21 protein-coding genes are annotated in these 22,968 nt (G+C 38.7%); 2 read left to right on the top strand and 19 right to left on the bottom strand.

Annotated elements, in window-relative coordinates:
* Positions 1–3: 3 nt before the first annotated feature.
* The 8 genes from rpoN to rfaE1 form a co-directional block, all read right to left on the bottom strand.
* The gene (gene rpoN, locus LEP1GSC202_RS01875) at positions 4–1,425 is read right to left on the bottom strand and encodes an RNA polymerase factor sigma-54 (RefSeq protein WP_015675875.1); all 1,422 of its coding nucleotides are present in this window, start codon (positions 1,423–1,425) and stop codon (positions 4–6) included.
* On the bottom strand, positions 1,426–2,133 hold the full coding sequence (gene lptB, locus LEP1GSC202_RS01870; protein WP_039927891.1) for an LPS export ABC transporter ATP-binding protein: 708 nt from the start codon (positions 2,131–2,133) through the stop codon (positions 1,426–1,428). It lies immediately after the preceding gene.
* Positions 2,134–2,185: 52 nt separating this feature from the next.
* Positions 2,186–3,523, bottom strand: a complete 1,338-nt coding sequence (locus tag LEP1GSC202_RS01865) for an LptA/OstA family protein (protein WP_015675737.1) — start codon at positions 3,521–3,523, stop codon at positions 2,186–2,188.
* Positions 3,520–4,065, bottom strand: coding sequence for an LPS export ABC transporter periplasmic protein LptC (gene lptC, locus LEP1GSC202_RS01860; RefSeq protein ID WP_015675825.1), 546 nt, complete (start codon positions 4,063–4,065; stop codon positions 3,520–3,522). Before lptC ends, LEP1GSC202_RS01865 begins: the two co-directional genes overlap by 4 nt.
* A 9-nt stretch (positions 4,066–4,074) precedes the next feature.
* On the bottom strand, positions 4,075–4,920 hold the full coding sequence (gene kdsA / locus LEP1GSC202_RS01855) for a 3-deoxy-8-phosphooctulonate synthase (protein ID WP_015676009.1): 846 nt from the start codon (positions 4,918–4,920) through the stop codon (positions 4,075–4,077).
* A 1-nt stretch (position 4,921) separates the two neighbouring features.
* On the bottom strand, positions 4,922–6,544 hold the full coding sequence (locus tag LEP1GSC202_RS01850) for a CTP synthase (protein ID WP_039927839.1): 1,623 nt from the start codon (positions 6,542–6,544) through the stop codon (positions 4,922–4,924).
* A 63-nt stretch (positions 6,545–6,607) separates the two neighbouring features.
* On the bottom strand, positions 6,608–7,096 hold the full coding sequence (rfaE2, locus tag LEP1GSC202_RS01845) for a D-glycero-beta-D-manno-heptose 1-phosphate adenylyltransferase (RefSeq protein WP_015675751.1): 489 nt from the start codon (positions 7,094–7,096) through the stop codon (positions 6,608–6,610).
* Positions 7,093–8,112: a D-glycero-beta-D-manno-heptose-7-phosphate kinase gene (gene rfaE1, locus LEP1GSC202_RS01840; protein ID WP_425256004.1), complete on the bottom strand. Its 1,020-nt coding sequence runs from the start codon at positions 8,110–8,112 to the stop codon at positions 7,093–7,095. The genes rfaE2 and rfaE1 overlap by 4 nt, the downstream gene beginning before the upstream one ends.
* A gap of 111 nt (positions 8,113–8,223) precedes the next feature.
* On the opposite strand from rfaE1, the gene LEP1GSC202_RS01835 reads away from it, so the two are divergent.
* On the top strand, positions 8,224–8,775 hold the full coding sequence (locus LEP1GSC202_RS01835) for an LON peptidase substrate-binding domain-containing protein (RefSeq protein ID WP_341830634.1): 552 nt from the start codon (positions 8,224–8,226) through the stop codon (positions 8,773–8,775).
* Here LEP1GSC202_RS01835 and LEP1GSC202_RS01830 read toward each other — a convergent pair.
* The 3 genes from LEP1GSC202_RS01830 to LEP1GSC202_RS01820 all read right to left on the bottom strand — a co-directional run bounded on the left by LEP1GSC202_RS01830 (position 8,759) and on the right by LEP1GSC202_RS01820 (position 12,110).
* Positions 8,759–9,430 carry an LIC11631 family protein gene (locus tag LEP1GSC202_RS01830; RefSeq protein ID WP_015675972.1) on the bottom strand — a complete coding sequence of 224 codons (672 nt, stop codon included), beginning with the start codon at positions 9,428–9,430 and terminating at the stop codon, positions 8,759–8,761. The two genes, LEP1GSC202_RS01835 and LEP1GSC202_RS01830, sit on opposite strands and share 17 nt — an antisense overlap.
* A gap of 88 nt (positions 9,431–9,518) precedes the next feature.
* The gene (locus LEP1GSC202_RS01825; RefSeq protein WP_015675759.1) at positions 9,519–11,453 is read right to left on the bottom strand and encodes an AMP-dependent synthetase/ligase; all 1,935 of its coding nucleotides are present in this window, start codon (positions 11,451–11,453) and stop codon (positions 9,519–9,521) included.
* Between the two features lie 135 nt (positions 11,454–11,588).
* The gene (locus tag LEP1GSC202_RS01820) at positions 11,589–12,110 is read right to left on the bottom strand and encodes a TlpA family protein disulfide reductase (protein ID WP_039927890.1); all 522 of its coding nucleotides are present in this window, start codon (positions 12,108–12,110) and stop codon (positions 11,589–11,591) included.
* An 89-nt stretch (positions 12,111–12,199) separates the two neighbouring features.
* Here LEP1GSC202_RS01820 and LEP1GSC202_RS01815 point away from each other — a divergent pair, with 89 nt between their 5' ends.
* Positions 12,200–12,508, top strand: a complete 309-nt coding sequence (locus LEP1GSC202_RS01815; protein WP_015675907.1) for a hypothetical protein — start codon at positions 12,200–12,202, stop codon at positions 12,506–12,508.
* On the opposite strand, the gene LEP1GSC202_RS01810 is transcribed toward LEP1GSC202_RS01815, so the two are convergent.
* The 8 genes from LEP1GSC202_RS01810 to recN all read right to left on the bottom strand — a co-directional run bounded on the left by LEP1GSC202_RS01810 (position 12,491) and on the right by recN (position 22,874).
* On the bottom strand, positions 12,491–13,630 hold the full coding sequence (locus LEP1GSC202_RS01810; RefSeq protein WP_015675833.1) for a glycosyltransferase family 4 protein: 1,140 nt from the start codon (positions 13,628–13,630) through the stop codon (positions 12,491–12,493). The two genes, LEP1GSC202_RS01815 and LEP1GSC202_RS01810, sit on opposite strands and share 18 nt — an antisense overlap.
* On the bottom strand, positions 13,624–14,493 hold the full coding sequence (locus LEP1GSC202_RS01805; protein WP_015675996.1) for a 3'(2'),5'-bisphosphate nucleotidase CysQ: 870 nt from the start codon (positions 14,491–14,493) through the stop codon (positions 13,624–13,626). The genes LEP1GSC202_RS01810 and LEP1GSC202_RS01805 overlap by 7 nt, the downstream gene beginning before the upstream one ends.
* Before the next feature lie 27 nt (positions 14,494–14,520).
* Positions 14,521–14,949: an LIC11625 family surface-exposed protein gene (locus LEP1GSC202_RS01800; RefSeq protein ID WP_039927834.1), complete on the bottom strand. Its 429-nt coding sequence runs from the start codon at positions 14,947–14,949 to the stop codon at positions 14,521–14,523.
* Between the two features lie 19 nt (positions 14,950–14,968).
* A complete protein-coding gene (locus tag LEP1GSC202_RS01795; protein ID WP_015675918.1) occupies positions 14,969–17,152 on the bottom strand; it encodes an ATP-dependent helicase in 2,184 nt (727 codons plus the stop codon).
* A complete protein-coding gene (locus LEP1GSC202_RS01790) occupies positions 17,153–20,029 on the bottom strand; it encodes a BamA/OMP85 family outer membrane protein (protein WP_015675857.1) in 2,877 nt (958 codons plus the stop codon).
* Between the two features lie 3 nt (positions 20,030–20,032).
* Entirely contained in the window at positions 20,033–20,464 is a 432-nt protein-coding gene (locus LEP1GSC202_RS01785; protein WP_015675770.1) for an ExbD/TolR family protein, read from the bottom strand.
* 7 nt (positions 20,465–20,471) lie between these two features.
* Positions 20,472–21,089, bottom strand: a complete 618-nt coding sequence (locus tag LEP1GSC202_RS01780) for a MotA/TolQ/ExbB proton channel family protein (protein WP_039927833.1) — start codon at positions 21,087–21,089, stop codon at positions 20,472–20,474.
* Positions 21,090–21,164: 75 nt separating this feature from the next.
* Entirely contained in the window at positions 21,165–22,874 is a 1,710-nt protein-coding gene (recN, locus tag LEP1GSC202_RS01775) for a DNA repair protein RecN (RefSeq protein ID WP_015675754.1), read from the bottom strand.
* Positions 22,875–22,968: the final 94 nt, after the last annotated feature.

Below are 22,968 nucleotides of genomic sequence, written 5' to 3'. Positions count from 1 at the left end.
TGCCTACCCCTTGAGTGAACTCATTCGTTTTCTTTCGTTCGATGGAAGGATTCGTAAAACCTTTCGGTATTTTGCCACTGTCCTTCGGGCAATTTCAATACCTTTTTTCTCCATCAGTTCCACAATGTCTTGGTCAGACAAAGGATTGTTTTCATCCTCTTCTTTGACCAAATTGCGAATGATTTCATGGATCTTTTTAGAACTTTCTTTTCCACCTTCAGCCGATTTCACACCAGAGGAAAAAAACCATTTTAACTCAAATATTCCCCAAGTCGTTTGGATGTATTTATTCGTTGTGATCCTTGAAATTGTTGATTCATGTAAACTTAATTTTTCAGCCACTTCCTTCAGAGTAAGTGGTTTGATAAATCCTATCCCACCCCGAAAAAAATCCACTTGGAAATCAATGATACAACTGACCACTCGTTGTAAGGTTTGTCTTCTTTGTTGGATGGAGCGGATGAGCCACTGCGCAGAACTGTATTTGGTTTGGAAGTATTCCTTTTCTTTCGGAGGGAGTTTGTGGTTGAGGAGTTCTTTGTATTCTTCTTGGATGGTGAGTTTTGGTAACCACTCGTCGTTGATAAAAATATTAAACTCGTTTCCTACTTCCTTCACAACCACATCGGCAACAACATAGTCTATTTTTCTACCTTGGTAGGTTGTGGCAGGGTATGGTTCTAATTTTTTAATCAACCTTGCTAAATTTAAAATTTCTTCTTCTGTGATTTTTAAATTTTTTGCAATTTTTTTATAATCTACTTTTTCTAAATCTGAAAGGAACTCACCAATTAACTGATGCAATACGACGTTATCAGGAAACAATATCCGACCTTGGATGAGTAAGGTTTCTTGCATGTCTTTTGCACCAATCCCAATGGGATCGAGTTCGTTGATCACTTGCAAAACTCTTCTTAATTTAGGTTCGGGGTAACCCATTTCTTTAGAAACTTGTGATAAGTCGTCTGTGATAAATCCTTTATCATCAATCATACTGATAAGAACTTCACCGATTTCAAATTCTAATTTAGTGAGTTTGATCAGTCGTAATTGATTTAAAAGGTGTTCTTCTAATGTTTCCCCACGAGTTGAAGATTCGATGTACTTTTGGTTTCTGTCACTTGCTTCGGAATCGTAAGACCTTGGGCCTTCCAATGAGTAACTGTCTTGCCAATTGACATCAGTACTTTTTTCATGATTGAGTTTTTCCAATCGTTTTACTTCATCGATGGAAAAAAGTTCTGGCATTTTGGATTTTTCATCCACACCCACTTCATCGAGAAGTGGGTTTTCCAATAATTCGTTTTGGATTTTATCTGAAAGTTCTAATGTAGAAAGTGACAATAGTTCTATGGACTGACGTAAGTCCTGGGTCATAACCAGTTTTTGCGTTTGGCGTAAAGAAACTGAAGCCCCGAGTTTCATTTAAAGTTTAAAATCCTCACCTAAATAAATTCGTCTTGTTTCCGGGTCATTGATTAAATCATCGGCCGTTCCTGAAATCAAAATCCGTCCACTATACATGATATAAGCTCGATCTGTAATTTTTAAAGTTTCTCGTACGTTATGATCAGTAATCAAAATTCCAAGCCCTCTTTCCTTTAAAGATTGGATTACGTTTTGGATATCTTTTACCGCAATCGGGTCAACACCTGCGAAAGGTTCATCTAACAGAATAAAGTCGGGGTTTGTCACTAGGGCTCTTGCTATCTCACACCTTCTCCTTTCACCACCAGAAAGTGTATATCCTTTTTGGTTTGCCACACGCATGATCTGTAATTCCATTAATAGTTCATCACGCCTTCGAATGATTTCGTCGCCAGGCAAATTCATTGTTTCGAGAATTGCTTCTAAGTTTTCAGCAACTGTTAGTTTACGGAATATACTTGCTTCTTGCGCAAGATAACCCACTCCCATCCTTGCGCGAATGTGCATCGGTGCTTTTGTTAAATCTTCATTATCAATATAAACATGGCCTTCATCTGGGGTAACAAAACCAACACTCATATAAAAACTAGTAGTTTTACCAGCTCCGTTTGGTCCGAGTAACCCAACAATTTCCCCTTTTTTGATATAAAAACTTACACCATCTACAACCTTACGTTTGTTATAGATTTTAACTAAATTTTCCATCCGAAATGTTTTTACATTCGGATCATCTATATCCTTCTTTTTTAATGTTGGTTTATTTTTTTTCACCATTCGGGATTACCTTTAGCCCATCTGTTAATAAGGCTTTGTCCGATTTTGGAAACAATATGATTTTCCCTGCAGAGACCTTTGTACTGTCCCTTACGAGAGTTGGATTTCCTTCCAACACCAATTCATCTTTCTTTTCAAAATATGTTGCAAACTCACCAGTAGCTTTTGCCGATTGTGTTTCCACTTGTACATCACCCCGAGCTACCGTTTCATTTCGTTCATCAAATCGTTCGATAAAAACTGAGGTCAATTGCCCTCGTTCTACCAAATCTTTTTTGTTTAAAAAAACAATTTTAGGACTTTCGGATAGATAGGAATATCCTTTTTCTTTATCATAAAACAAGACCCCTCCTTCCATCCGATATCCATTTTCTTTATCTAAATAACTGACATTCCCCGTTGCTTTGATTTCTTTATTATTCTTTCTACTTTCTAATAAGTCCGCTTTGAACTCTGCATTATTTCGAAACATATAGGCATCACCTTTCATGGATGTCACTGTTTCCTTACCTTGGTTCAGATGGGTTAAAGTTTTCCCGGAAAAAATTGTGACCACTCGCTCCTTGGATACCACTTCTTTTTCCTTATCTTTTTTGTTTTCATAACTCACTTGGTAAATGGTAGCATCTCCGTCCAATTGGATGCTACCTTGTTTCACAAAATAGGAGAGGGTTTGTCCAATGAGAAATCGATTTTCAGAAAACAAAAAAGGTTCTCCCTTTAAATCAATTCGATCTTCCTTTTCTGTAAACAAAGCATCTTCCCCAAAAACTTGGAATTCATCAGAAGTTACAACTACCTTTCCCGAGAGAGTTGTTTTGGCTTCTTCCAAATTCCGAACAATGGATTGGCATTTGATTTTGACTATCTTCCCATCTTTTTTCTGAGTCAAAACGGGTTGGTTTTCTAAACTCACAGTGCCTGCCATTTTATCATAAATGCCACGAGTCGCTGTGAGTGTGACTCCGTTCTGAAAGTCTTCCACGATGACTTGGCCTTTCAAATTTCCAAGTAAGGCTTCTTCCCCAATGATTTCAATTTCTCTGGCACTGAGTTTGATGGTTTTATGCATAATGTATGCACCACCACCTAAGATAAATACCTTTACTGGAAATCCATTGATCAAACGTTCTTCTTGGGTCAAACTACTCCCACCCCAGATGATTGGAATTTTATCCTTTTTTTCCTTTTTAGTTTCCAAAAAGGGAAGGGAGTTTTCCTTTTTTAAAAAATCTTCGGTGCCATACAAAATGGGAATTGGAGATGCAATCATTTGGCCCACGACTAAGAAAGAACAAAGGATTCCCAATACAGATTTCATGGTTTTTCCTTCAGTGGGTTTGTGCCACCAACGGTAATGGCTTTCGGTTGGATGATGGTAAATTTATTTAAACTTTTATCTGCCCGAAGGCCTTTGCCACGTATGGTTGTCCCATCTGAATAAACCACAACGTCCGCTTCTGAGGATAAAGTTTTTTCATCCAAATTGTAGGTTAACGATTCTGATTCGATGAATTTTCCATCGTTTGTTTTCAAACGAACTTTCCCTTCAAGTAAAACTGTTTTGGTTTGGTGGTTGATTTCCCCGCGATCACCCGTCATCATGGAAGTCACTTTCCCTTTTTCAAATTGATTGAATGCAAAACCATATACAATGGTTTTGTTTTCTTTAGGAAAGATATAGGATTCATCACCTTTCAATTTCCATTCCAATTCTCCAGACTCTTTATAAGAAGAACGGCTAAAATTTCTCATCGAAACCATCGAACCAGATTCTTTTTCCACTTCAATACGAAGGTATTCCTTGTCTTTACAAGTGGACAAAACCAAAAGCAAACACAATGTCCAAACCTTCGTTTTCATGGGAAGTGGTTAGTCCTCGAGGAACTTTGTTTTCACCAAACGGTCTAATTCCAAAAGTTGTGTCAAAAGAGTTTTGGCTTTGGCTAACGGGAATTGTGTGGTTGCATCCGACAATGCCTTTTCGGGATCCGGATGGACTTCCATAAAAAGTCCTTCCACACCAACAGAAACCGCTCCCCGCATCATATGAGGGATAAACTCTCGTAGTCCCCCTGTTATGTTACCTGCTGCTCCAGGGAGTTGGGCAGAGTGAGTTCCATCAAACACAATCGGGATTCCATGTTTGTGCATCATTGGAATGCCACGAAGGTCAAACACTAGATTCCCATAACCGAAACTAGCACCACGTTCCGTTACCATATATTTTTCCGAACCTGATTCCTGGATTTTGGTTTTGATATGCCTTGTGTCATCAGGTGCCATAAATTGACCCTTTTTTACATTCACCCACTTTCCTGTTTCCGCAGCTTTGGCAATCAGATCCGTTTGGCGACTAAGGAAGGCAGGGATTTGGAAAATATCTACCGTGTCTTTTAAGGGATCTACTTGGATGGTTTCATGGATATCAGTAAGCACGGGAACATTGTATTTGTTTTTGATAAAATCAAGGAGTTTCCTACCTTCTTCCAAACCAGGACCACGATACGAATTGATCGAAGATCGATTTGCTTTGTCAAAGGAAGACTTAAAAATATAAACAATCCCTAACTCATCACAGATACCCTTCATCTCACCACAAACTCTATCGAGTAAGTCTTTGTTCTCCATTACACATGGTCCTGAAATGAGAAAAAACGGATGACGCCCTCCAATTTTTTTTCCGAAAAAATCTCTTTCTTCAATTAAATCGTACATCTTAATCCTCCGTTTTTTTAGCTAGTTTCGAAGCTGCTTTGATAAAACCAGCAAAGAGTGGGTGTGGGTCTGTTGGTTTGGATTGAAATTCAGGATGGAATTGTACACCCATAAACCAAGGATGGTTTGGAATCTCAACTATTTCCACCAAACTGCCATCAGGTGAAAATCCCGATAAATTCATTCCTTTTTTCTCAAAATCATCTTTGTATCGTAATGTGAATTCGAAACGGTGGCGGTGGCGTTCGGAAATCCGATCTGCCTTGTATTCTGAATGCGCTAAAGTTCCTTTTTTAACCACACAAGGATAAGCACCAAGCCGCATCGTTCCCCCCATTCGTTCGATTTCCTTTTGTTCTTCAATCATGGAAATCACTGGATATTCTACATTCGGTTTGAATTCAGTGGAGTTTGCATCTTTAAATCCTAATACGTGGCGTGCAAATTCAATGACTGCACATTGCATTCCCAAACAAATTCCAAAAAATGGAATTTGTTTTGTCCTTGCATATTGGATGGCCGCAATTTTACCTTCAATGCCTCGCTCCCCAAATCCACCTGGCACTAAAACCCCATGAACACCTTTTAAGTGTTCTTTGATATTTTTGGAATCAATGTCTTCTGGATTGATTTTGACGACATCCACTTCCACATCATTGGAAATTCCACCATGGGCTAAGGATTCATACACCGAACGATATGCATCTTGTAAAGAAATGTATTTACCAATTAACGCAACTTTTACGGTCTTTTTTGTATTACGAATTTTTTTAACCATATTTTCCCATTGGGAAAAATTAAGTTTTCGTAAATCCATTCCTAGAGCATTCAAAACAACTTCATCCAATTTATCTTCCCTATACATCAAAGGAATTTCATATATTGAAGTTGTGATATCCACAGCGGAGATTACATTTTGTTCTTTAACGTTACAAAAAAGAGAAATTTTATTTTTCATCTCTTTTGACATTGGTTTATTGATTCGGCAAATCAGAACATCAGGTTGGATCCCAAGTGCAAGTAACTCTTTTACGGAGTGTTGTGTTGGTTTTGTTTTAGCTTCCCCTGCGGCCGTGATTGTTGGAACAAGCGTTAAATGAAGGAATAAAACTTGGTTACTGCCATGTTCGTAACGCATTTGCCGAATTGCTTCTAAAAAAGGGATGGATTCAATGTCACCAACCGTTCCCCCAATCTCCACAATGACAAAATCTGTTTCTTGATCGCGCGTTAGGTTATATATACGATTTCGAATTTCATTTGTGATGTGTGGAACGACTTGAACTGTTCGTCCTAAATAATCCCCTTTACGTTCCCTTTCAATGACTGCATGATAAATTTGCCCAGTTGAGACTGAATTTTTTCTTGAGAACTTTGATTTGGTAAATCGTTCGTAGTATCCTAAGTCCAAATCGGTTTCTGCACCATCTTCTGTAACATACACTTCACCATGTTGGTACGGGCTCATTGTACCTGGGTCAATGTTGATATAAGGATCCATTTTTTGTAAAGAGACGGAGTAACCTCTCGCTTCAAGCAAACAACCGAGAGCGGCAACGGTGACCCCTTTCCCCAAGGAAGAAGAAACACCACCGGTAATGAATATATATCTGGTCTTGGACAAACTGGACCTCAAAAAAGAATGTTTTTTACAGACTGTCGGGATTTGGGTCCAAAATCAATACGTTTAGGAAGGAGATTTCGCTTTTTCTAAAATCTTGGTCGTCGATTTTCCAGATACAAACGGTAAAATTTGAATATCCGCTCCCATCTCTTTTAAAATTTGGTATTCTGGGAGGGTTTCCACTTGGTAGTCTCCCCCCTTGGAATGGATGGAAGGTTTTACTTTCTTAAGGATTTCTAAAGGAGTGTCTTCTGCAAAACTAGAAACCAAATCAACGGAAGACAATGCCGCAAGGACAAACATTCGGTCCTCACAAGAATTGATCGGTCGAGATTCCCCTTTGAGTCGCCTAACACTAGCATCTGAATTGACTCCAATCCATAATAGATCACCTAAATCTCGTGCCTGGGCTAGATAACTTACATGACCTGGGTGGAGGATATCAAAACAACCATTGGTAAAAACAATTTTTTTACCTTCCAAAGCCTTTCGTTTGGATTCGATGGCTTCATTTGGAATGATTTTATGTTGGAGGTCGCTAAAAAAACTCATGTTTGTTCATCCAGATACCCAAGATTTTGAAGGGCTTCTTCAATTTCAGTTTTTGTGACAGTGGCTGCACCTAATTTTCCAACAACAATCCCCGCACTCACATTCGAAACAAGTGCCGCTTCGCCTATGCTCATCCCACTCGCAACAAATGCAGTGTAGGTGGTAATCACAGTATCACCAGCTCCTGTAACATCAAATACCTCTTTTGCAACCGTTGGGATATGATAAAAACGATCCGTTGTCCTCTCATAAATGGACATACCCTTTTCCCCTCTTGTGATCATCATTGCATCAGGGGTAAGTTCTTTTGCGATTTCACGGCATGCGTTTTCGATTTCTGCATCTGTTGTCAATTTTCTGCCCAATGCTTTTCCCGCCTCATGGTGATTTGGTGTCATGATATGGATGTTTTTGTATAAGAAAAAATGACTTACCTGTGGGTCGACGGTTACAATTTTTTTTTCAGCATTACAGACACCAATGATGGATTGGATGAGAGAGGGAGTGAGGTATCCTTTATCATAGTCTGATAAAATGACGGCAGATGCATCCTTAATTTTTGCTTTCAGTTGGACTAAAATTTCGTTTTCTTCGGCAGTTGTGAGTGGTACGATCTCTTCTCGATCCACACGGCATACTTGTTGGTGGGAGGCAATGATCCTTGTTTTCAGTATGGTGGGAATCGTTTTGGATTTGAGTAAAACCAAATCCTCTTTGTCCACAGAATTAGAAAGTAAGATCCTTTCTAAATTTTCCCCTGCCTTGTCGTCACCGATCCTTCCAAAAACGATGCCTTTCACACCAATCGAAGTTAAATTTTGGACAACATTCCCAGATCCACCTAAAGTTTGTTTTTCGTCCCTTACCCAGACAACAGGTACTGGTGCCTCCGGTGAGATCCTTTCCACCGAACCAATTAAATACTCATCTAAAATCAAATCCCCGATCACGAGCACTTTGGTATTCGTTAATTTGGAAAATGATTGTTGGAGAGAAGATTTTTTGATTTTCAACAAAGCCGATTCCTTGAATTGGTTTACAACTAAACATGGAATCTAAAACCTTTCTCTGTGTCAACCTTCCCCTTACCACTCTTTCCTTTGCCTGATGTATTTCTGTTTCCAGGTATGTTTTTACCCTTACATATCTTTGAGCCACGGTACCGAATGTTATTGGATTTTTGTTTGGAAAATGGTGGGGAAATGGGGATGGCTCCTTATCCGAAGGGGTGGACTGGCAATGGACTACCTCCCATTCCTGAAGTGGTTGGGTTTGGACATATCATCCAAAAAGAGTCATTACCTGATGGTAGGTCCAATATCATTTTAGAAGGCATTGGAACAGCAGAAATCGTAAGCCTCAGCTCCACTGAACCTTTTTATATCGCCCAAGTTTCAAGAAGGGAACACGAACGAAACAAAAACGTAACCGCAGAGCTAAAAGAAAAAATTGAAGAACTACTTGTTCTCACCAAACGGATATTACTCGCAGAAGGCGCAGAAGAAGATTTAATTCTAAAAATGAATCAAATTTTATCCCACCCTTACCCAGTGGATTTTATAGCATCTTTAATTTACTTTGATTTCAAAACCAAACAAAGGATATTAGAAACCACTCATTTAGAGACAAAAGCCAACTTACTGAAACAAGTGTTAATGGGACTTAATTTGGGTGAATGATCGACTTGTTTTTTAATTCTGCAACTAAAAATAAAAAAGCAGGAAATTCAGAATTGTTTTCTCTATAAAATACACGTGGATTCGCTTCCTTTGCATTGAGATACAAGTAACTAGAGTTTTCCTTTCTAATATAGGCTCTTTCCAAATAATGATTTGTTTGCGAATACATTAAAAAATCTTTCATCAAATCGCTAATGGCAACATCACCTTCCGACTGTTTGTTTGTTGCCACAAAAAATAGAGACGTCGTATCTCCTTCTTTTTTTTCGTAATGAAATTCTATTTCCCAATGGCCTTTTTTCCCGAAACTGGAATCAAACTGAGGTTTTTCACCCACAATATTGGGAATGAAATCCAATGTTTCCCAAGGGATATCATTTCCTAAAAAATTCTCTTTTGCTAAGTAAGAACGCCAGTGTTTTGAAAAGCCTCGCACTTTGATTTTTGGCATTTCTAATTGTTCTCGCAAATACCCACGAAGTGTTAAAAATCCAAGGAATCCCAGTTGCACTTGGGTAATCGATTGGAAATCCCAAATTTCCTCTTCTTTGAATGGCGATAAAAACAAGGAATCCATGGCATAAAAGTCTTGGTGTTGGTAGGGATAAAAGACACCGGATTGGGCAGAAATAAAAGATCCGTCTAAACGATTCACATTTAGAGTATCGACGGACTTGGAAAAAGAGAAGAGTAAATTCCGCCCCAGTCATTTGGAGCGGAAGGATTCTATCGGAAACGAAAAACTAATCGGCTGCGTAAAGAGCTGCGATTTTGTCTTTGTATTTTTCTGTGATCAAGTGTCGTTTCATTTTGAAGAGATTCGTCAATTCATCACCCACCTCAAACGGTTTTGTGATGAGGATGAAAGGAGTCACCTGTTCAAAGGATTTGAAGCCAGTTTTTGTGTTGTTGAGGGCTTTGATTTCTTTTTTGTAGAAATCGAGGACTTTCGGATTTTCAATGAGTTTTTGTTTATCAGTCTCATTAATTCCATTTTCCTTTGCCCAAGCTGATAATTGGTCAAAATCAGGCACCACAATGGCACCCAAATTCTTTTGGTCTTGCCCGATTACCATACACTGAGAGATAAAAGGAGACTCAGTGAGTTTGTCTTCGATTGGGATTGGCTCAACGTTTTCACCACCCAGTAACACAACAGTGTCTTTTGCACGTCCAGTGATGGTGAGTGTTTTTTTGAAATTGAACATTCCAATGTCACCAGTGTCCATCCAACCGTCTTTCAAAACTTTGGCAGTGGTTTCAGGGTTTTTGTAATACCCTTTCATCACTTGTGGTCCTCTGATGTGGATCACACCCCTTTGGCCATACTTACCAGAAACAAGTTTTTGGTTAGCATCCACATGAGTGAGAACTTTTCCCAAATCGTCACGGATTTGGACTTCGGTTTCTGGAGTGATCACACCCACAGAACCTTGCACTAACTTTTTAAAGGTTCGAACAGAGATCACAGGAGACGTTTCCGTCATCCCATACCCTTCCAAAACATTGATCCCAATGTCATTGAAGAAGGCATCCACATGCCTTTGGAGGGCACCACCACCCGAAACAGATGCTTTTAATTCCCCACCAGTTGCTTCGCGGATTTTGGAAAGGACCACTAAGTCGAGTAAAAAGTAAGGAACGGCAAAAAGGACAGCAACCGTGAAGTAATAGATCCCTTTGAATAAAGATACAATTGGATTTCTTCCAACATAATCCACTTGGTTCCCTTTGAGAAACCTTGTTGCAGCATTAAAATGTTTAGAGAAAAAATATGCCAAATTGAAAAGCCCCCGGCGAATGGCAGGAGTTTGTTTTGGATCATTAATTCTCGTATAAATCCCGTTATAGATACTTTCCCAAAGTCTTGGAGCTGATGCCATAAACGTTGGCTTCGCTTTTTTCATATCATCGCGAAGGTCACGCACATTCGTATAATACGTTGCGCAACCTGCTGCAATGGCTAAGTATTCAAATACTCTTTCAAATACGTGCCATACTGGAAGGATCGATAACATACGTTCGTCGGCCTTGATATCGATCATACTACCAAGGATTGCTTCTGTTTGGTGGATCATGTTACTGTGTTTTAACATTACCCCTTTTGGCATCCCTGTAGTCCCTGAAGTATAAATGATGGTGAAAAGATCATCTGGTAAAATCGCTTTCATACGATCTTCCGCTTTTTTAGAACCTTTTGCTCTCAGTTCTTTTCCCTTTTCAATGAGGTCGTAGAGTTTGAGGACACCTGTTGCAGTGGATTTTTTATCCATGACAATGAGGGTTTTTGCAAATTCTAACTGAGAACGGTTTTTTTGGAATTTCTCTAGCATTTTATCATTTTCTAAGAAAACAACTTTTGCTTCACAGTGATTGAGAATATAAACAATTTCTGAATCCGTAATATCGGTCCCACGCGGAACATCTGCTGCTCCTGCCATAAGGATTCCATAATCGGTAACAATCCATTCCAATCGGTTGTCAGCGAGCAGGGCTACATTTTCTTTTGCATTCACACCTAAATCAATGAGTGCTTCTGCTAAGTTGATACCAAGTTCATAGACTTCTTTAAAGGTAACGGGTTTATAGGACTTCGATTCGTCTTTACTGACAAATGCGGGGCGGTTCCCAAATTTTTCAGCACTCTGCTGGAAGAGTTCGGGCAAATTGGCTGGCATGATTCTGACTCCTTTCTGAAAAGAAAACGGTAAAAGGTATCTTTAAGGGACTTTTTTAACGAACATGAGTCAAGACATTTTCATTCTTGTCATCGAAATCAAGATACGTCCAAAAATTTGTTTCGCATTGCACAATTATGGCAGATCCGATTTTGCCCAGACATGGGAACGGATCACAAGACCTGTTAGGTCCTCATGCTCCAACCCGTACTGACGGTACACAATTTTTCCAGAACGATCAAAAACAAGGACACATGGGATCCCCTCTACATGGTAAAAATCAGTCATTTTCCAGTCTTTATCAAGTAAGGTGGGGTATTCCATTTTCAACTTGATCATGTGTTCTTTGATTTTTTCGATTGGTTCTGATGCATCAGTATTGATCCCTCGGAAAATAAAATCATCCTCCGATACCGATTTTTTCCATTCATTGATCGTAGGTACTGCCTTTGCACAAGGCTCACACCATGTAGCCCAAAAATCGAGAACGATCACTTTCCCTTTCCAAATAGAAAGTGCTTCCGAATCTCCTGTGAGTTTTGGGAGTGGGTTTGGATAAAAATCTACCGTAACGCTCTCAGGTTTACAAAAAAAGAAAGAAAGGAAAACGAGAAGATAAATTCTGGATACTATCAAACGGATTAACACAGTTTTCATTTTTGGATTCATTAATATACAACTACTTCTCCAATTTAGACGAATGGAATGCTTACGTAAAGGGAAACTGGAAGGGAAAGGGAATTTCTATGATCCCAACTCTTTCGGAACCTTACGAATCCGGGGATGAAACTTCTGTTACTTGGAAGTTTCATGGAAACCGATCCAATTCCAGTTTCTCTCGTGGCAAAAAAAAATACCAACTCACATGGACTGTGGAGGGAGAAATCCTTTGTGATCGGATCAAACTTTTATCCGATACAGAAGACTGGGAATCTGAAATCCAAGCTATGACGAGAGACCGTTTCCACTTACATGTAGTGCCGAGAGGTGACAAAACAAAAATTCTCTTTTCGGGTGTCGTAACCAAAAAGAGGGGTTTATTCGCTTTCCTCTAAGACAGTCCGAAAGGCGGTTTCTGTAATTTTGGCGGCATTTTCCCAACGAAATTGGTCTACTGGCACTTCTACTGGTTTTGGATCCAGAAAAAATGAATCGATGGCCATGGCCCACTTTTTTGCATCTTCATTGGCATTCGTTGCAAAATACAAAACTCCATCTTTTCCAATTTCATGAAAGGTGGGAATGTCAGAAACAATACAGGGAAGCTTATGAAATAGTGCTTCTACCATCGGAATTCCAAATCCTTCGTACTTACTTGCAAACAAAAACAAACCAGCACGTTTGTAAACATGTTGCAGTTCAGAATCGGATACCGAATCTAAAATGAAAATATCTTTGTAAAGTGTCCTTTCTTGGATGAGCTCTTCAATGAATTCAGGAGATTCCCAACCAATTTTTCCGACGATGACCCAAGGCCTGTAATGGTGTGGATTTAACTTCCTATATTCTCGAAATACTTCTAATAAAAATGGATAATTTTTTCGGGGTTCAATGGTTGAAACTGATAAGAGAAACCCAGTCCCTAAATCCTTGATACGACTGGAAAGTTTAGTATCCAAAAGTTTTGTCATTTCTTCTGGATTCACTCCAGGATAGGCCACTCCAGTTTTTTCTACTGGATAACCAAACTTTTTACACATATCATCACTTGTCTGTTTGGAAATGGATAATATAAAACTTGATCGTCTAACAGAATAACTTTGAAACAATCGTTGTTGTACTTTGGCAATCCAACGCATCGTATCGGGATACAAATACAAAACCAAATCACAATAAGTTAATACTGCTTTTAAGTCCTTTGGTAAAAAAGGAGGTAATACTTGTTGAGAACCCCAAAACAAATCCAATCGATGTGTCAACAGGTAAAATGGAACGTAAAGATTGTAATACAATCCCCCCTTCCATTTCAAAAAACCACCACCTTCTACCCACCGAACATTGGATAACTCTAAAACTTTTTTATGATCAGAATGGATGGGCAAATGAGAAAAAAGGAAAAATTCATATTTTTCTTTATTTGGAAATGCTTTTAAAGTTTCCGCAATGAGGCGGCCAACACCCGAAACTCGAGTGGAAAGAGGTCGTGCATCCAAACCAATTTTATAAGTTTTCACCATCGTTCTTTTACCTTAAGAGAAAGTTGGTGGAAATCAATTTTCGATTCGAGGTAATTCACGGCAGATTTTTTTCCTGCCACTAGTCCAAAACTTAAGGTTGTTTTTTGATTGAATTGATAGGGTTTATCTTTTAACGGAAAATAAATAAAGTTTTCTTCGTCTAACAAAGAAATCCCACCACAAATATCCCATTCATTTTTTGGTTTCAAAGAAACAATGATGTCTATAAATCCTGCAGATAATAAACCGAGTTTGTAGGCAATACTTCCCATGGCACGTAATTCAAAATCTTCACTCCAAAATGGATCACTGAACAAACCTTCTTTCATTTCAGAAACAGACACGAGTAAAATTGGTTTCTGTTTTCTTTCCTTTCCATCTTGTAACGGATGCAAAATGGAAGCACTCTCTACAACTAAGGTTCTAAAATTTTCTTCCGTTGCGTAGGGTGCTTGGAGTTTTGCAAAAAAACTATGTTTGCTTTTTGAGAAAAATTCTCCCGTTGCCGGGTTAAAAATGATGCCCCAAATTGGATCCCCATTTCGTACAAGGCCAAGGCTTAGCGCAAATTGGTCATTTTTTTTTACAAACTCTCTAGTCCCATCAATAGGATCTAAAATCCATACCCATTCTTTATCCAAACGACTGTTAGTGTCTGTTTTTTCTTCTGATAAAAAACCATGGCTTGGAAAATGTTTTGAAATTTTTTCGAATAAAAACTCACTCGCATACAAATCTGCTTCTGTGACGGGATCGTTTCCACCTTTATCACGGATTTCAAAATCTGATCGATAGATATTTAAGATGGAATCACCGACTGCTAATACCCACCGCCATACTTCCTGAAACTCTTGTTCTTCCATTCCTTCCTAATGTTTGGTTACTGAAACTTAATTCTTTTTTTCTTCTTTGTGAGCACCAGAACTTAAGTCTAAACCTTCTGGTTTTTCCAAAACAATTTCTTCTGATGGCAAGGTAACGTAGGTTTCAGGATCAACTGGAAATTGGTATTGAAAATAATAGTTTTTGTATTTTACATAAAACGTATTGGTTCCTTCCGGACGTTCTGTTTGCAAATCTTGGAATTTTAAATCTTTTAATTCTTTTTTGGGATTTGAAAAACGTTTCGAAAGAGTGCTTCGAACAGAATTAACCATATTGGCTTCAAAATTTTTTTTCTTTTGTTCGTCTGAAATTTTTGGGTTACGTATATGGTCTTCTAATCGGCTAAACTCTTCCGTCAAACCAGAGTTTTGTTGTGAATAGAGAGTCGTTGCACCCAAACTGATGATTGTAATCCATTTAAAAAACAAGTTCATACGTTTACCCCTAATTTTCTCATGATATTATCTCTAATGGTGTATATGCCAATAAGAATTTTTTATCTAAATGAGATCCAAATCGAACTTCCACCTTTCGATTGTCGCCAGATCCTGAAATGCTCAAAATTCGGCCTTCCCCGTAGACTTTATGTCTTACTTTAGTGCCAACTTGGAACTCGCCATTGCCAACCTTTGCTTGGATGGATTCAAATTTTTCTTCCGATTTTTGAAACCGTTCCGCACGGGGAGTGACTTCTGGCCTTCTCACTCCATATTTAGTTTCAGTAAACTCACCTTCCATATACTCTTTTGGGATTTCTTCTAAAAACTGAGAGGGAAACCTTGCATCCACTTCTCCAAATTTACGAGTGAATCGGGAATAACTGATATCTAAATGTTTTCTTGCCCTTGTGATGGCAACATAAGCCAATCTTCTTTCTTCCTCAATCCCTTCAGGTGAATCAATTGATAAAAAATGTGGGAATGTTCCCTCTTCCATACCCGCCATAAACACATGATGGAATTCTAATCCTTTGGCATTGTGTACTGTCATTAGTATGACGTAATCAGGAAGATCTTTCGTATTCTCTTCACTTGTGATGAGTGAAATCGAACTCAAATATTCTTCTAATGTAGCCTCCGGATTGGTTTCCTCATATTCTTTTAATGCATTCACAAATTCATTTAGGTTGGAAAGTCTGGAAAAGGAATCTTCTGTTCCTTCATTTTCTAAGTATTCACGGTATCCAGAATGTTCCAAAACATCATAGGCAATTTCGGAAGGTGTTTTTTTTCCTAAATCTTCCATTTCGGAATCAAACATACGATAAAGAGAATTTAATTTCTGTAAGGTTCCTTTTTTGATATCAGGAACTTGTTTGTGTAAACATTCATACAAAGACAATCCTTCTTCCACTGAATACTTAAGAATTCGGTTCACAGTTGTATCTCCGATCCCTCTCGGTGGAGAATTGATGATCCGTAAAAGTGAAGTAGAGTCTACAGGATTGACAATCACGGAAAGATAAGCAATCAAATCCTTAACTTCTTTCCGATCAAAAAAACGAAAGCCACCAAAAATCTTATAAGGAATAGCACGTTTACGAAGGGCTTCTTCAAAATAACGTGATTGAGAATTGGTTCTGTAAAAAATTGCAAAATTGGAATACTTTTGACCTTTTCGAGCACCAACTTGAATTTTTTGAACAATTCCCTCTGCTTCTTCCATTTCATTTTGAAACGAAGTGAATTTAATTTTATCACCTAACGGATTTTCTGTCCGTAAAGTTTTATTTGTCCGTTGTTTGTTATGTGAGATTAAGGCTGCAGCAGATTCAATGATGGTTCTGGTAGAGCGATAGTTTTCTTCCAGTTTGACAACAACTGCTTCTGGATAATCTTTTTTAAAATTTAATATGTTCGAAATATCAGCGCCACGCCAAGAATAAATCGACTGGTCATCATCACCTACAACACATAAATTTTTATGAAAGGAAGAAAGGGATTGTACCAAATGGTATTGGATTTTGTTTGTATCTTGGTATTCGTCTACCATGATGTATTTCCATAACCTTTGGTATTTTTCCAATATCACTGGAAAATCCCGAAACAAAATTACAGTTTTTAAGATCAAATCTCCAAAATCTAAAGCATTCCGAAGGTCTTTTCTTTTTTCGTATTCTAAAAAAACGGATGCAATCGTTTTTGAATAAGCATCATCTACTTTTTTTTTGGCAAATTCTTCCGCTGTTAAAAATGAATCTTTGGCCTGTGAGAATTGATTGGCTAGACTAGATGGACGAAATTCTTTTGTGTCCATATCTTTGGATTTTAAAATTTCTTTGATGAGTGATTCTTGCATATCACTATCATAAACAGTAAAATTACTGCCTAATCCCAAAACCTTTCCTTCCCTTCTCAAAAGATACAAACAAAGTGAGTGGAAGGTTCTTACCAAAGGTTCCGCAGTTCCTTCCGGTAACAAACTGCGACATCGATTTCTCATCTCTTCTGCCGCTTTATTGGTAAAGGTTACTGCTAAGATTTGATTTGGGTAAATCTTGTGATTGAGAATTAAATTGGCAATTCGATAGGTTATGACTCTGGTTTTTCCTGAACCAGCACCAGCTAAAATGAGGAGTGGACCATCTACGGTTTCAACAGCTAATCTTTGTTCATCGTTTAGACTGGCTAACTCCACTTAGAAACGCATGTCTCCAATTCCAAATACAAACTGAAAACTATTATTATCAGGATACAATCCGAAGGGACGATCTTCCACTCCCGTATAACGGATCCTTTGCGCAAAATACAATCGTAAAGGTAAAACTGGAATTTGAATCCGAAGTCCAAAACCCCATGAAAAACGGAAATTTGACATCGATAGGTTTTTACTAGAAAGGATTAGATTCCCTGGATCGTTTACTACAAGCGGAGAATCAGGTAATTTTTGACCAAACGAATTATAGTTTTCGAACAAATAGGTTTCAACAGGTTCGGAAAATCTTTGTGCTCGGACTAAGTTATCGTAATTTTTAAAAAATTCTCTTCTTTCTCCAACAGCACGATTGATCTCTTCAAACATGGATCCTGCATCAAAAAATACAACAAACCATAATAACGATGGTTCAATTGGAAATCGTAACTCTGAGGTGAACAAAACACGGCTCGACGCCCCATCCTTCCATTCATCTGGGTAATACTTATCGTCAAAAAACCAACCACGAAGGGATTCATAGCCCCCAAGGAACAATCGATCTTGCACTTGGATGTATGGGATTCGTTCTTTGTCTTGGCTTCCATACTTCGGTTTTCTTTCATAAGTAAATACGGAAGAAGTACGGAATTGTTGCACCACTCTCCATCGCCTAAGCGCATTTTTTCGAATGAGTCCAAAAAATGTATAATCAAACCAAGTATGGTAATATTCTAATATAGGACTGAACTGATCAAAATGGCTTTCTCCACCTAAATACTGACCAACATTATCAATTGAAAAGATTAAATTAAAACCTTGGGTGGAATTAAAAATATTATCCCGGCTATCGTAAGCAATCCCGTTTGTCAATTGAGAACGAAATTGCCATCCCCGATCTACCTCTGCTAGAACCTGGTCAGACACAAGAGAAGTTGGTCTAGTTGAAGCAAAAAAGGATGGTGAGTAACGATGGAAGTGGGTCCAGTTGATTAAAAACCGGTGCCCGATCCCAGCACTTACCCCAACTCCTGTCCTTTCATAGGAAGCGACTTCTTTAATCCCTTGGTTATTGTTTTCCGTGATCGAAGTTGCTCCCACAAACAAGGTTCTGGAAGAATAAAAAGCAGAAAGTGTCAACGACCAAGGTTTATCCATAAACCATGGTTCTGTCCAAGACAATTGTAAATACCTACGGATCGGACCAAATTCTATCCTACCAGTGATCTGCTGGCCGGTTCCGTTTAAGTTGTTTTCACCTAACTGAGTAAAGATGGAAAAACCTGTTATCGTTCCATAACCACCACCCATAGACACAGTTCCAGTAGGTTGTTCCACAAGTTCGATGATCAGGTTCATCTTTGTTTCATCAGAACCAGGTCTCATATTAAAGTTAACTTCTTTAAAATAACCTAAGTTGAAGATCCTTTCTCTGGACCTGTTCACAAGAGAAGAGTTAAATAAATCTCCCGGTTTGAATAATAATTCCCTTCGGATCACCCGGTCTTGGGTTTTTTTATTCCCTTTGATGATAATATTTTCAATAAAAGCTAAATTATTTTCACGAATTGTAAAATCTACGTGGATGAATTTTTTGCCACGTAATTTTGGCTCGGCTTCATACAATTTACGAAGCCTTGCAATATTCAGTCGATTGAATTCTTCATTACAATCTGCAATAGCATCTGTGTTTCCTCTTTTATCACAGTTTTCATACCTCGATAGGGAAACATCACTCAGTTCTACAACCTTTCGCCTCGGAATTACCTGCGCGAATAAATAACCTTTTGCTGAATACGCTTCGTTGATCGAAGCTCTATCTTTTTGAAATTTTGTTTCATCAAAAACTTCACCTACATCGGCAGGGGCAAACTCGTATTGGTCTTCCAAAAATTTAACAGGGTAAACAGGTGCCCACTCCTCTTTTGGTGTACCGATAGGGTTATTTTCTTTATTTAAAAATTGTGGCATTCCATTGGGAGCAATGGTTAAATCATGATTTGTCGTATAACCATTGTAAAAGTATTGTTCCCCTTCAATGATTTTAAAGTTTACGATAACAACACGTTTGTCTTTTTTCTTGGGATTTTCCCAACGTATCTCCCAATTAGTCCCTTCATTGCTAATTTCCGCATCGACATAACCACGAGATTTTAAGTAAGCAGCAATTTTTTGTTTATCCGATTCAAAAGCGGATTCTTTAAACACACCCGATTCAATGATCCCACTTTCCTTTAAATCCATGATCCCTTGGATGTCATAGGTATCAATTTCGTTGTTACCAAATATATTGACTTTACTGACGGGAATCTCTTCCCCCTCATCAATGATAAACTTTACCTTTACCGTATTTGTTTCAGGGTTTACTGGCTCCGTTTCAAATCTTACATAAGCAAGGAAGAAACCTTCATCCCGGTATTTCTTTAAAATGACTTCCTTCGAAAGCGTTACTTTTTTTGGTGTGATGACTTCGTTTTCTTTTAATGGAATTTTATCCCGAAGGTCAGATGGGAAAACTTCATCTGCCCCTATAAAATCAATGTCCTTAACGCGAGGACGCTCTTTGACGATGACTAAAATTTTGACTCCGTCACCATCTGTTTCCCCTTGGATATCGATATGATAGAAAAAACCAGAAACAAACAATGCCCGCATATCGGCATTGAGTAACCCTTGTGACAATGAGACACCAGGCCTCATATCCATTAATTCTAAAATATCATCTGAGGATGTATTGATATTGCCTTTAAATTCTATTTTCGTGATGACTTTATCTAAGTAAACGGATCGATTTGACCATAGTGAAACCCACTCTGTTGATACCAAAATCAAAAGAGAGATAAGAAATAAACTATAGAGTTTGATATGTTTTCGAATATTCAAAAATTACTTAGATGTGCCTTTTACCATAGCTAAATTAAAACGACTGACACCAGCTGCATTCACAGCATCAATCACCTTAACAACTACTTGGTAGGATGCACCACCATCCCCACGAATGATAACTTTATTCTTTTTAGGATCCCTTTCTTTTTCCGGACCTAAAAAACTATTTATTTTTTCAGTAAGTCCATCCAAGGCAACCGGTTCAGAATTTTGATCCAAATAAATTTTACCTTGTTTGTCTACAGTGATTACAAGTTCATCTTTTTGTTTTTCTTTAGCAACACTCGATGAACGAGGTAACTCAACTTTTAAAGCAGTGTTCTTTTCTAATGTTGCGTTCATTAAAAAATAAATAACAATAAAAGATATCACATCGATAAGAGGTGCCAATTCGATGTTATTAAAAGACTTTGTTGATTTACGAAATTTCATTTTTCGATTATCGTTTATTCAAATGAGGTAAAACAAGATCCGTTACGTTTTCCATTTCCGTAATTTTTTCTTCCTTCATTCGTGTGAAAACGTTATAAAAAATATATGCTGGAATCGCAATGGCAAGTCCCATCGCTGTCGTGATGAGAGCTTCTGAAATCCCCACTTCTGCACCTTGGGTTCCCGCCCCTTCCGCAAAGGAACGAACAATCCCGATCACAGTCCCAAGCACGCCGAGTAACGGAGCGATGGTGGCAATTGTACCGAGACCTGTTAGGTAACGCTCCATCAAATAAATTTGACGGAAGCCCTCTTGCCTAATGTCCTCTTCCCAAAAAGCGACTCCTCGGCGTTTCAGATCAAATGCCAAACGAAGTAAGGTTGCTGCGGGAGATTGGACCTCTTGGGTCAAAACATCTTTTGCGTCATCCCATTTGCCTTCACGGGCAAGCTCCCTTACCTTTCGGAAATGGTCTTGTGAGATACTCTTTAATCTCCAAAAGTAAACAAGTCGTTCCACGATGATGGTAAAACCTACGATGGAAACAAAAATGATTAAAATGGGTATGGTTTGTGGAGGAACCGATGAAATGATTGAATCTGATTTAGCGAAAGGAAAAGACATGAATGAGACCCCATTGGAGGATTACGAATAGAGTTTTCAGTCTTCCCTTTTTCGCCAAATACTATTTTTAAAGGACTAACCCGCTTTTTTCATAAGGAGGTCCGTTGCTGCTTTCAGAACGGCAGTGGTGACTTGTTTTCCCCCAATCATCCTTGCCAATTCGCGTTTTCTCTCCTCAAAGTCCAAAGTAGAAGCTTCGGATACCGTTCGACCACCTTCTTGCCGTTTTTCGATCTTGATTTGGTGGTCTCCTGCCGCTGCTACCTGTTGGGTATGGGTGATGAGGAGGATTTGCGAATTCCGTGCGAGTTTTTTCAATTTTGCTGCCATGGCTTCTGCGGCTTCACCGCCAAGACCCGTATCTACCTCATCTAGCACAAGCATTTGAGGGGAAGGTGCCTGTTTTCCAAGCACACTGCGAAGGGCAAGCATCACACGCGAGAGTTCCCCTCCTGATGCCACTTTTCGGAGAGGCCTTGGTTTTTCACCTGGGTTGGCACTGAAATAGAATTCAATTTGGTCAAGTCCAGACTCGGAAAGAAAGTAGGATTTGGATCCTTCTTCCACTTCCCCTTCGGGATTTTCTTCCCAACGGAGGACCACTTGGAGTTTCCCTCCCTCTAAACCTAAATCTGACATTTCCCTTTGCACTTCTTCTTCGAATTGAGAAATTGCATTTCGTCTCAGTTTCGAAAGTTGGAATCCCAACTCCTTTAGTTCGGAAAGGCATTGGTCTTTTTTGATTCGAAGGAAATCTTCATCACCCGCTTGTTCTTTCCAACGTTCTAGTTCCGATTTTTTTTCCTCTAAAAGCTGGTTGATTTCTCCAATACTCACATTGTATTTTTTTTTCAATTTTTTGAGATCTTGAAGCCTAGCTTGCACCATATCTAGCCTTTCGGGACTAAAAAAAAGTTCTTCCTCTTCCTCTCGGATCACAGACTTCAAAGACTTAAGGCGGTCATACACATCTTCCCATTCCTCAAGCATTTCCCTTTTTTCAGGGATGAGAATGGTTACTTTTTGGATGGCATGGATGAGACTCGGAAAAACCTTCAATATAGAATTTTCCTTCTCAGATAGTTCTTCTAACACCAAACGGTAGTTTTCCGCGAGTTTTTCTCCGTTTGCGAGTAAACTTTCTTCGGAACTTAAGCTTTCTTCTTCTCCTTCCTTTGGTGAAATCGCCTCGATTTCTTCCACTTCGTATTCCAAAATTTCTTTTCGTTTCATCATCGTTTTTCTGGTTTCTTCAAAATCAGAAAGTTTCTGTTTCCAATGTCTGTACTGTTGCAATGCAGATTTGAATTTAAACTTCAGAGATTCTAAATTTCCAAATCGATCGAGGAATTCCAATTGGTTTGATTTTTCTAATAGGAATAACTGCTCATTTTGGCAATGGATCTCCGCCATGGTTTTACCGAGTTCCCGAAGGTGGGTGGTGGAAGCAAGGCTCTCCCCAATCTTCACCCGAGCTTTGCCGTCTTTCATCAATTCTTTTGTGATGAGTATTTCATCACCGGTATAACGAAAACCTTGTTCCATCAAATAGTCTTTGGCCAAGTTCTGTCCCGTGAGTGACAAAACGGCTTGGAGGGAATAGCGTTCCTTCCCTTGTCTGATGTTGGCTGTGGAACAACGACCTCCAAAAAGTGAAGCCAATGCATCGAAAATTAATGATTTTCCAGCACCAGATTCTCCAGTGAAGACAGTGAGACCATCCGAAAGGGAAAGTTCCAAAGATTCAAAAAGGGCAAAATCCTTAATTTTCAAATGTGTGATCATATAGACTCCTGTTTGCTATACAAACAGTTACTACTTAACAAATAAGTAGTCAATAAAATTTTTTAGAAAACCTAAAAAATCTCAATTTCTCTTC

This window comes from Leptospira yanagawae serovar Saopaulo str. Sao Paulo = ATCC 700523 (assembly GCF_000332475.2).
GTDB classification, from domain to species: domain Bacteria; phylum Spirochaetota; class Leptospiria; order Leptospirales; family Leptospiraceae; genus Leptospira_A; species Leptospira_A yanagawae.
This window is presented reverse-complemented; position numbering and strand designations above follow the sequence as displayed.

Excerpts from the sequence above, each read along its gene's own strand:
- LEP1GSC202_RS01865 (WP_015675737.1), bottom strand. The coding sequence starts at position 3,523 with ATGAAATCTGTATTGGGAATCCTTTGTTCTTTCTTAGTCGTGGGCCAA.
- kdsA (WP_015676009.1), bottom strand. The coding sequence starts at position 4,920 with ATGTACGATTTAATTGAAGAAAGAGATTTTTTCGGAAAAAAAATTGGA.
- LEP1GSC202_RS01820 (WP_039927890.1), bottom strand. The coding sequence starts at position 12,110 with ATGAAAACTGTGTTAATCCGTTTGATAGTATCCAGAATTTATCTTCTC.
- LEP1GSC202_RS01810 (WP_015675833.1), bottom strand. The coding sequence starts at position 13,630 with ATGGTGAAAACTTATAAAATTGGTTTGGATGCACGACCTCTTTCCACT.
- recN (WP_015675754.1), bottom strand. The coding sequence starts at position 22,874 with ATGATCACACATTTGAAAATTAAGGATTTTGCCCTTTTTGAATCTTTG.
- rfaE2 (WP_015675751.1), bottom strand. The coding sequence starts at position 7,096 with ATGAGTTTTTTTAGCGACCTCCAACATAAAATCATTCCAAATGAAGCC.
- LEP1GSC202_RS01800 (WP_039927834.1), bottom strand. The coding sequence starts at position 14,949 with ATGAACTTGTTTTTTAAATGGATTACAATCATCAGTTTGGGTGCAACG.
- LEP1GSC202_RS01815 (WP_015675907.1), top strand. The coding sequence starts at position 12,200 with ATGATCCCAACTCTTTCGGAACCTTACGAATCCGGGGATGAAACTTCT.
- LEP1GSC202_RS01785 (WP_015675770.1), bottom strand. The coding sequence starts at position 20,464 with ATGAAATTTCGTAAATCAACAAAGTCTTTTAATAACATCGAATTGGCA.
- lptB (WP_039927891.1), bottom strand. The coding sequence starts at position 2,133 with ATGGAAAATTTAGTTAAAATCTATAACAAACGTAAGGTTGTAGATGGT.
- LEP1GSC202_RS01805 (WP_015675996.1), bottom strand. The coding sequence starts at position 14,493 with ATGGAAGAACAAGAGTTTCAGGAAGTATGGCGGTGGGTATTAGCAGTC.
- rpoN (WP_015675875.1), bottom strand. The coding sequence starts at position 1,425 with ATGAAACTCGGGGCTTCAGTTTCTTTACGCCAAACGCAAAAACTGGTT.
- lptC (WP_015675825.1), bottom strand. The coding sequence starts at position 4,065 with ATGAAAACGAAGGTTTGGACATTGTGTTTGCTTTTGGTTTTGTCCACT.
- LEP1GSC202_RS01825 (WP_015675759.1), bottom strand. The coding sequence starts at position 11,453 with ATGCCAGCCAATTTGCCCGAACTCTTCCAGCAGAGTGCTGAAAAATTT.
- LEP1GSC202_RS01780 (WP_039927833.1), bottom strand. The coding sequence starts at position 21,089 with ATGTCTTTTCCTTTCGCTAAATCAGATTCAATCATTTCATCGGTTCCT.
- LEP1GSC202_RS01835 (WP_341830634.1), top strand. The coding sequence starts at position 8,224 with ATGTTTTTACCCTTACATATCTTTGAGCCACGGTACCGAATGTTATTG.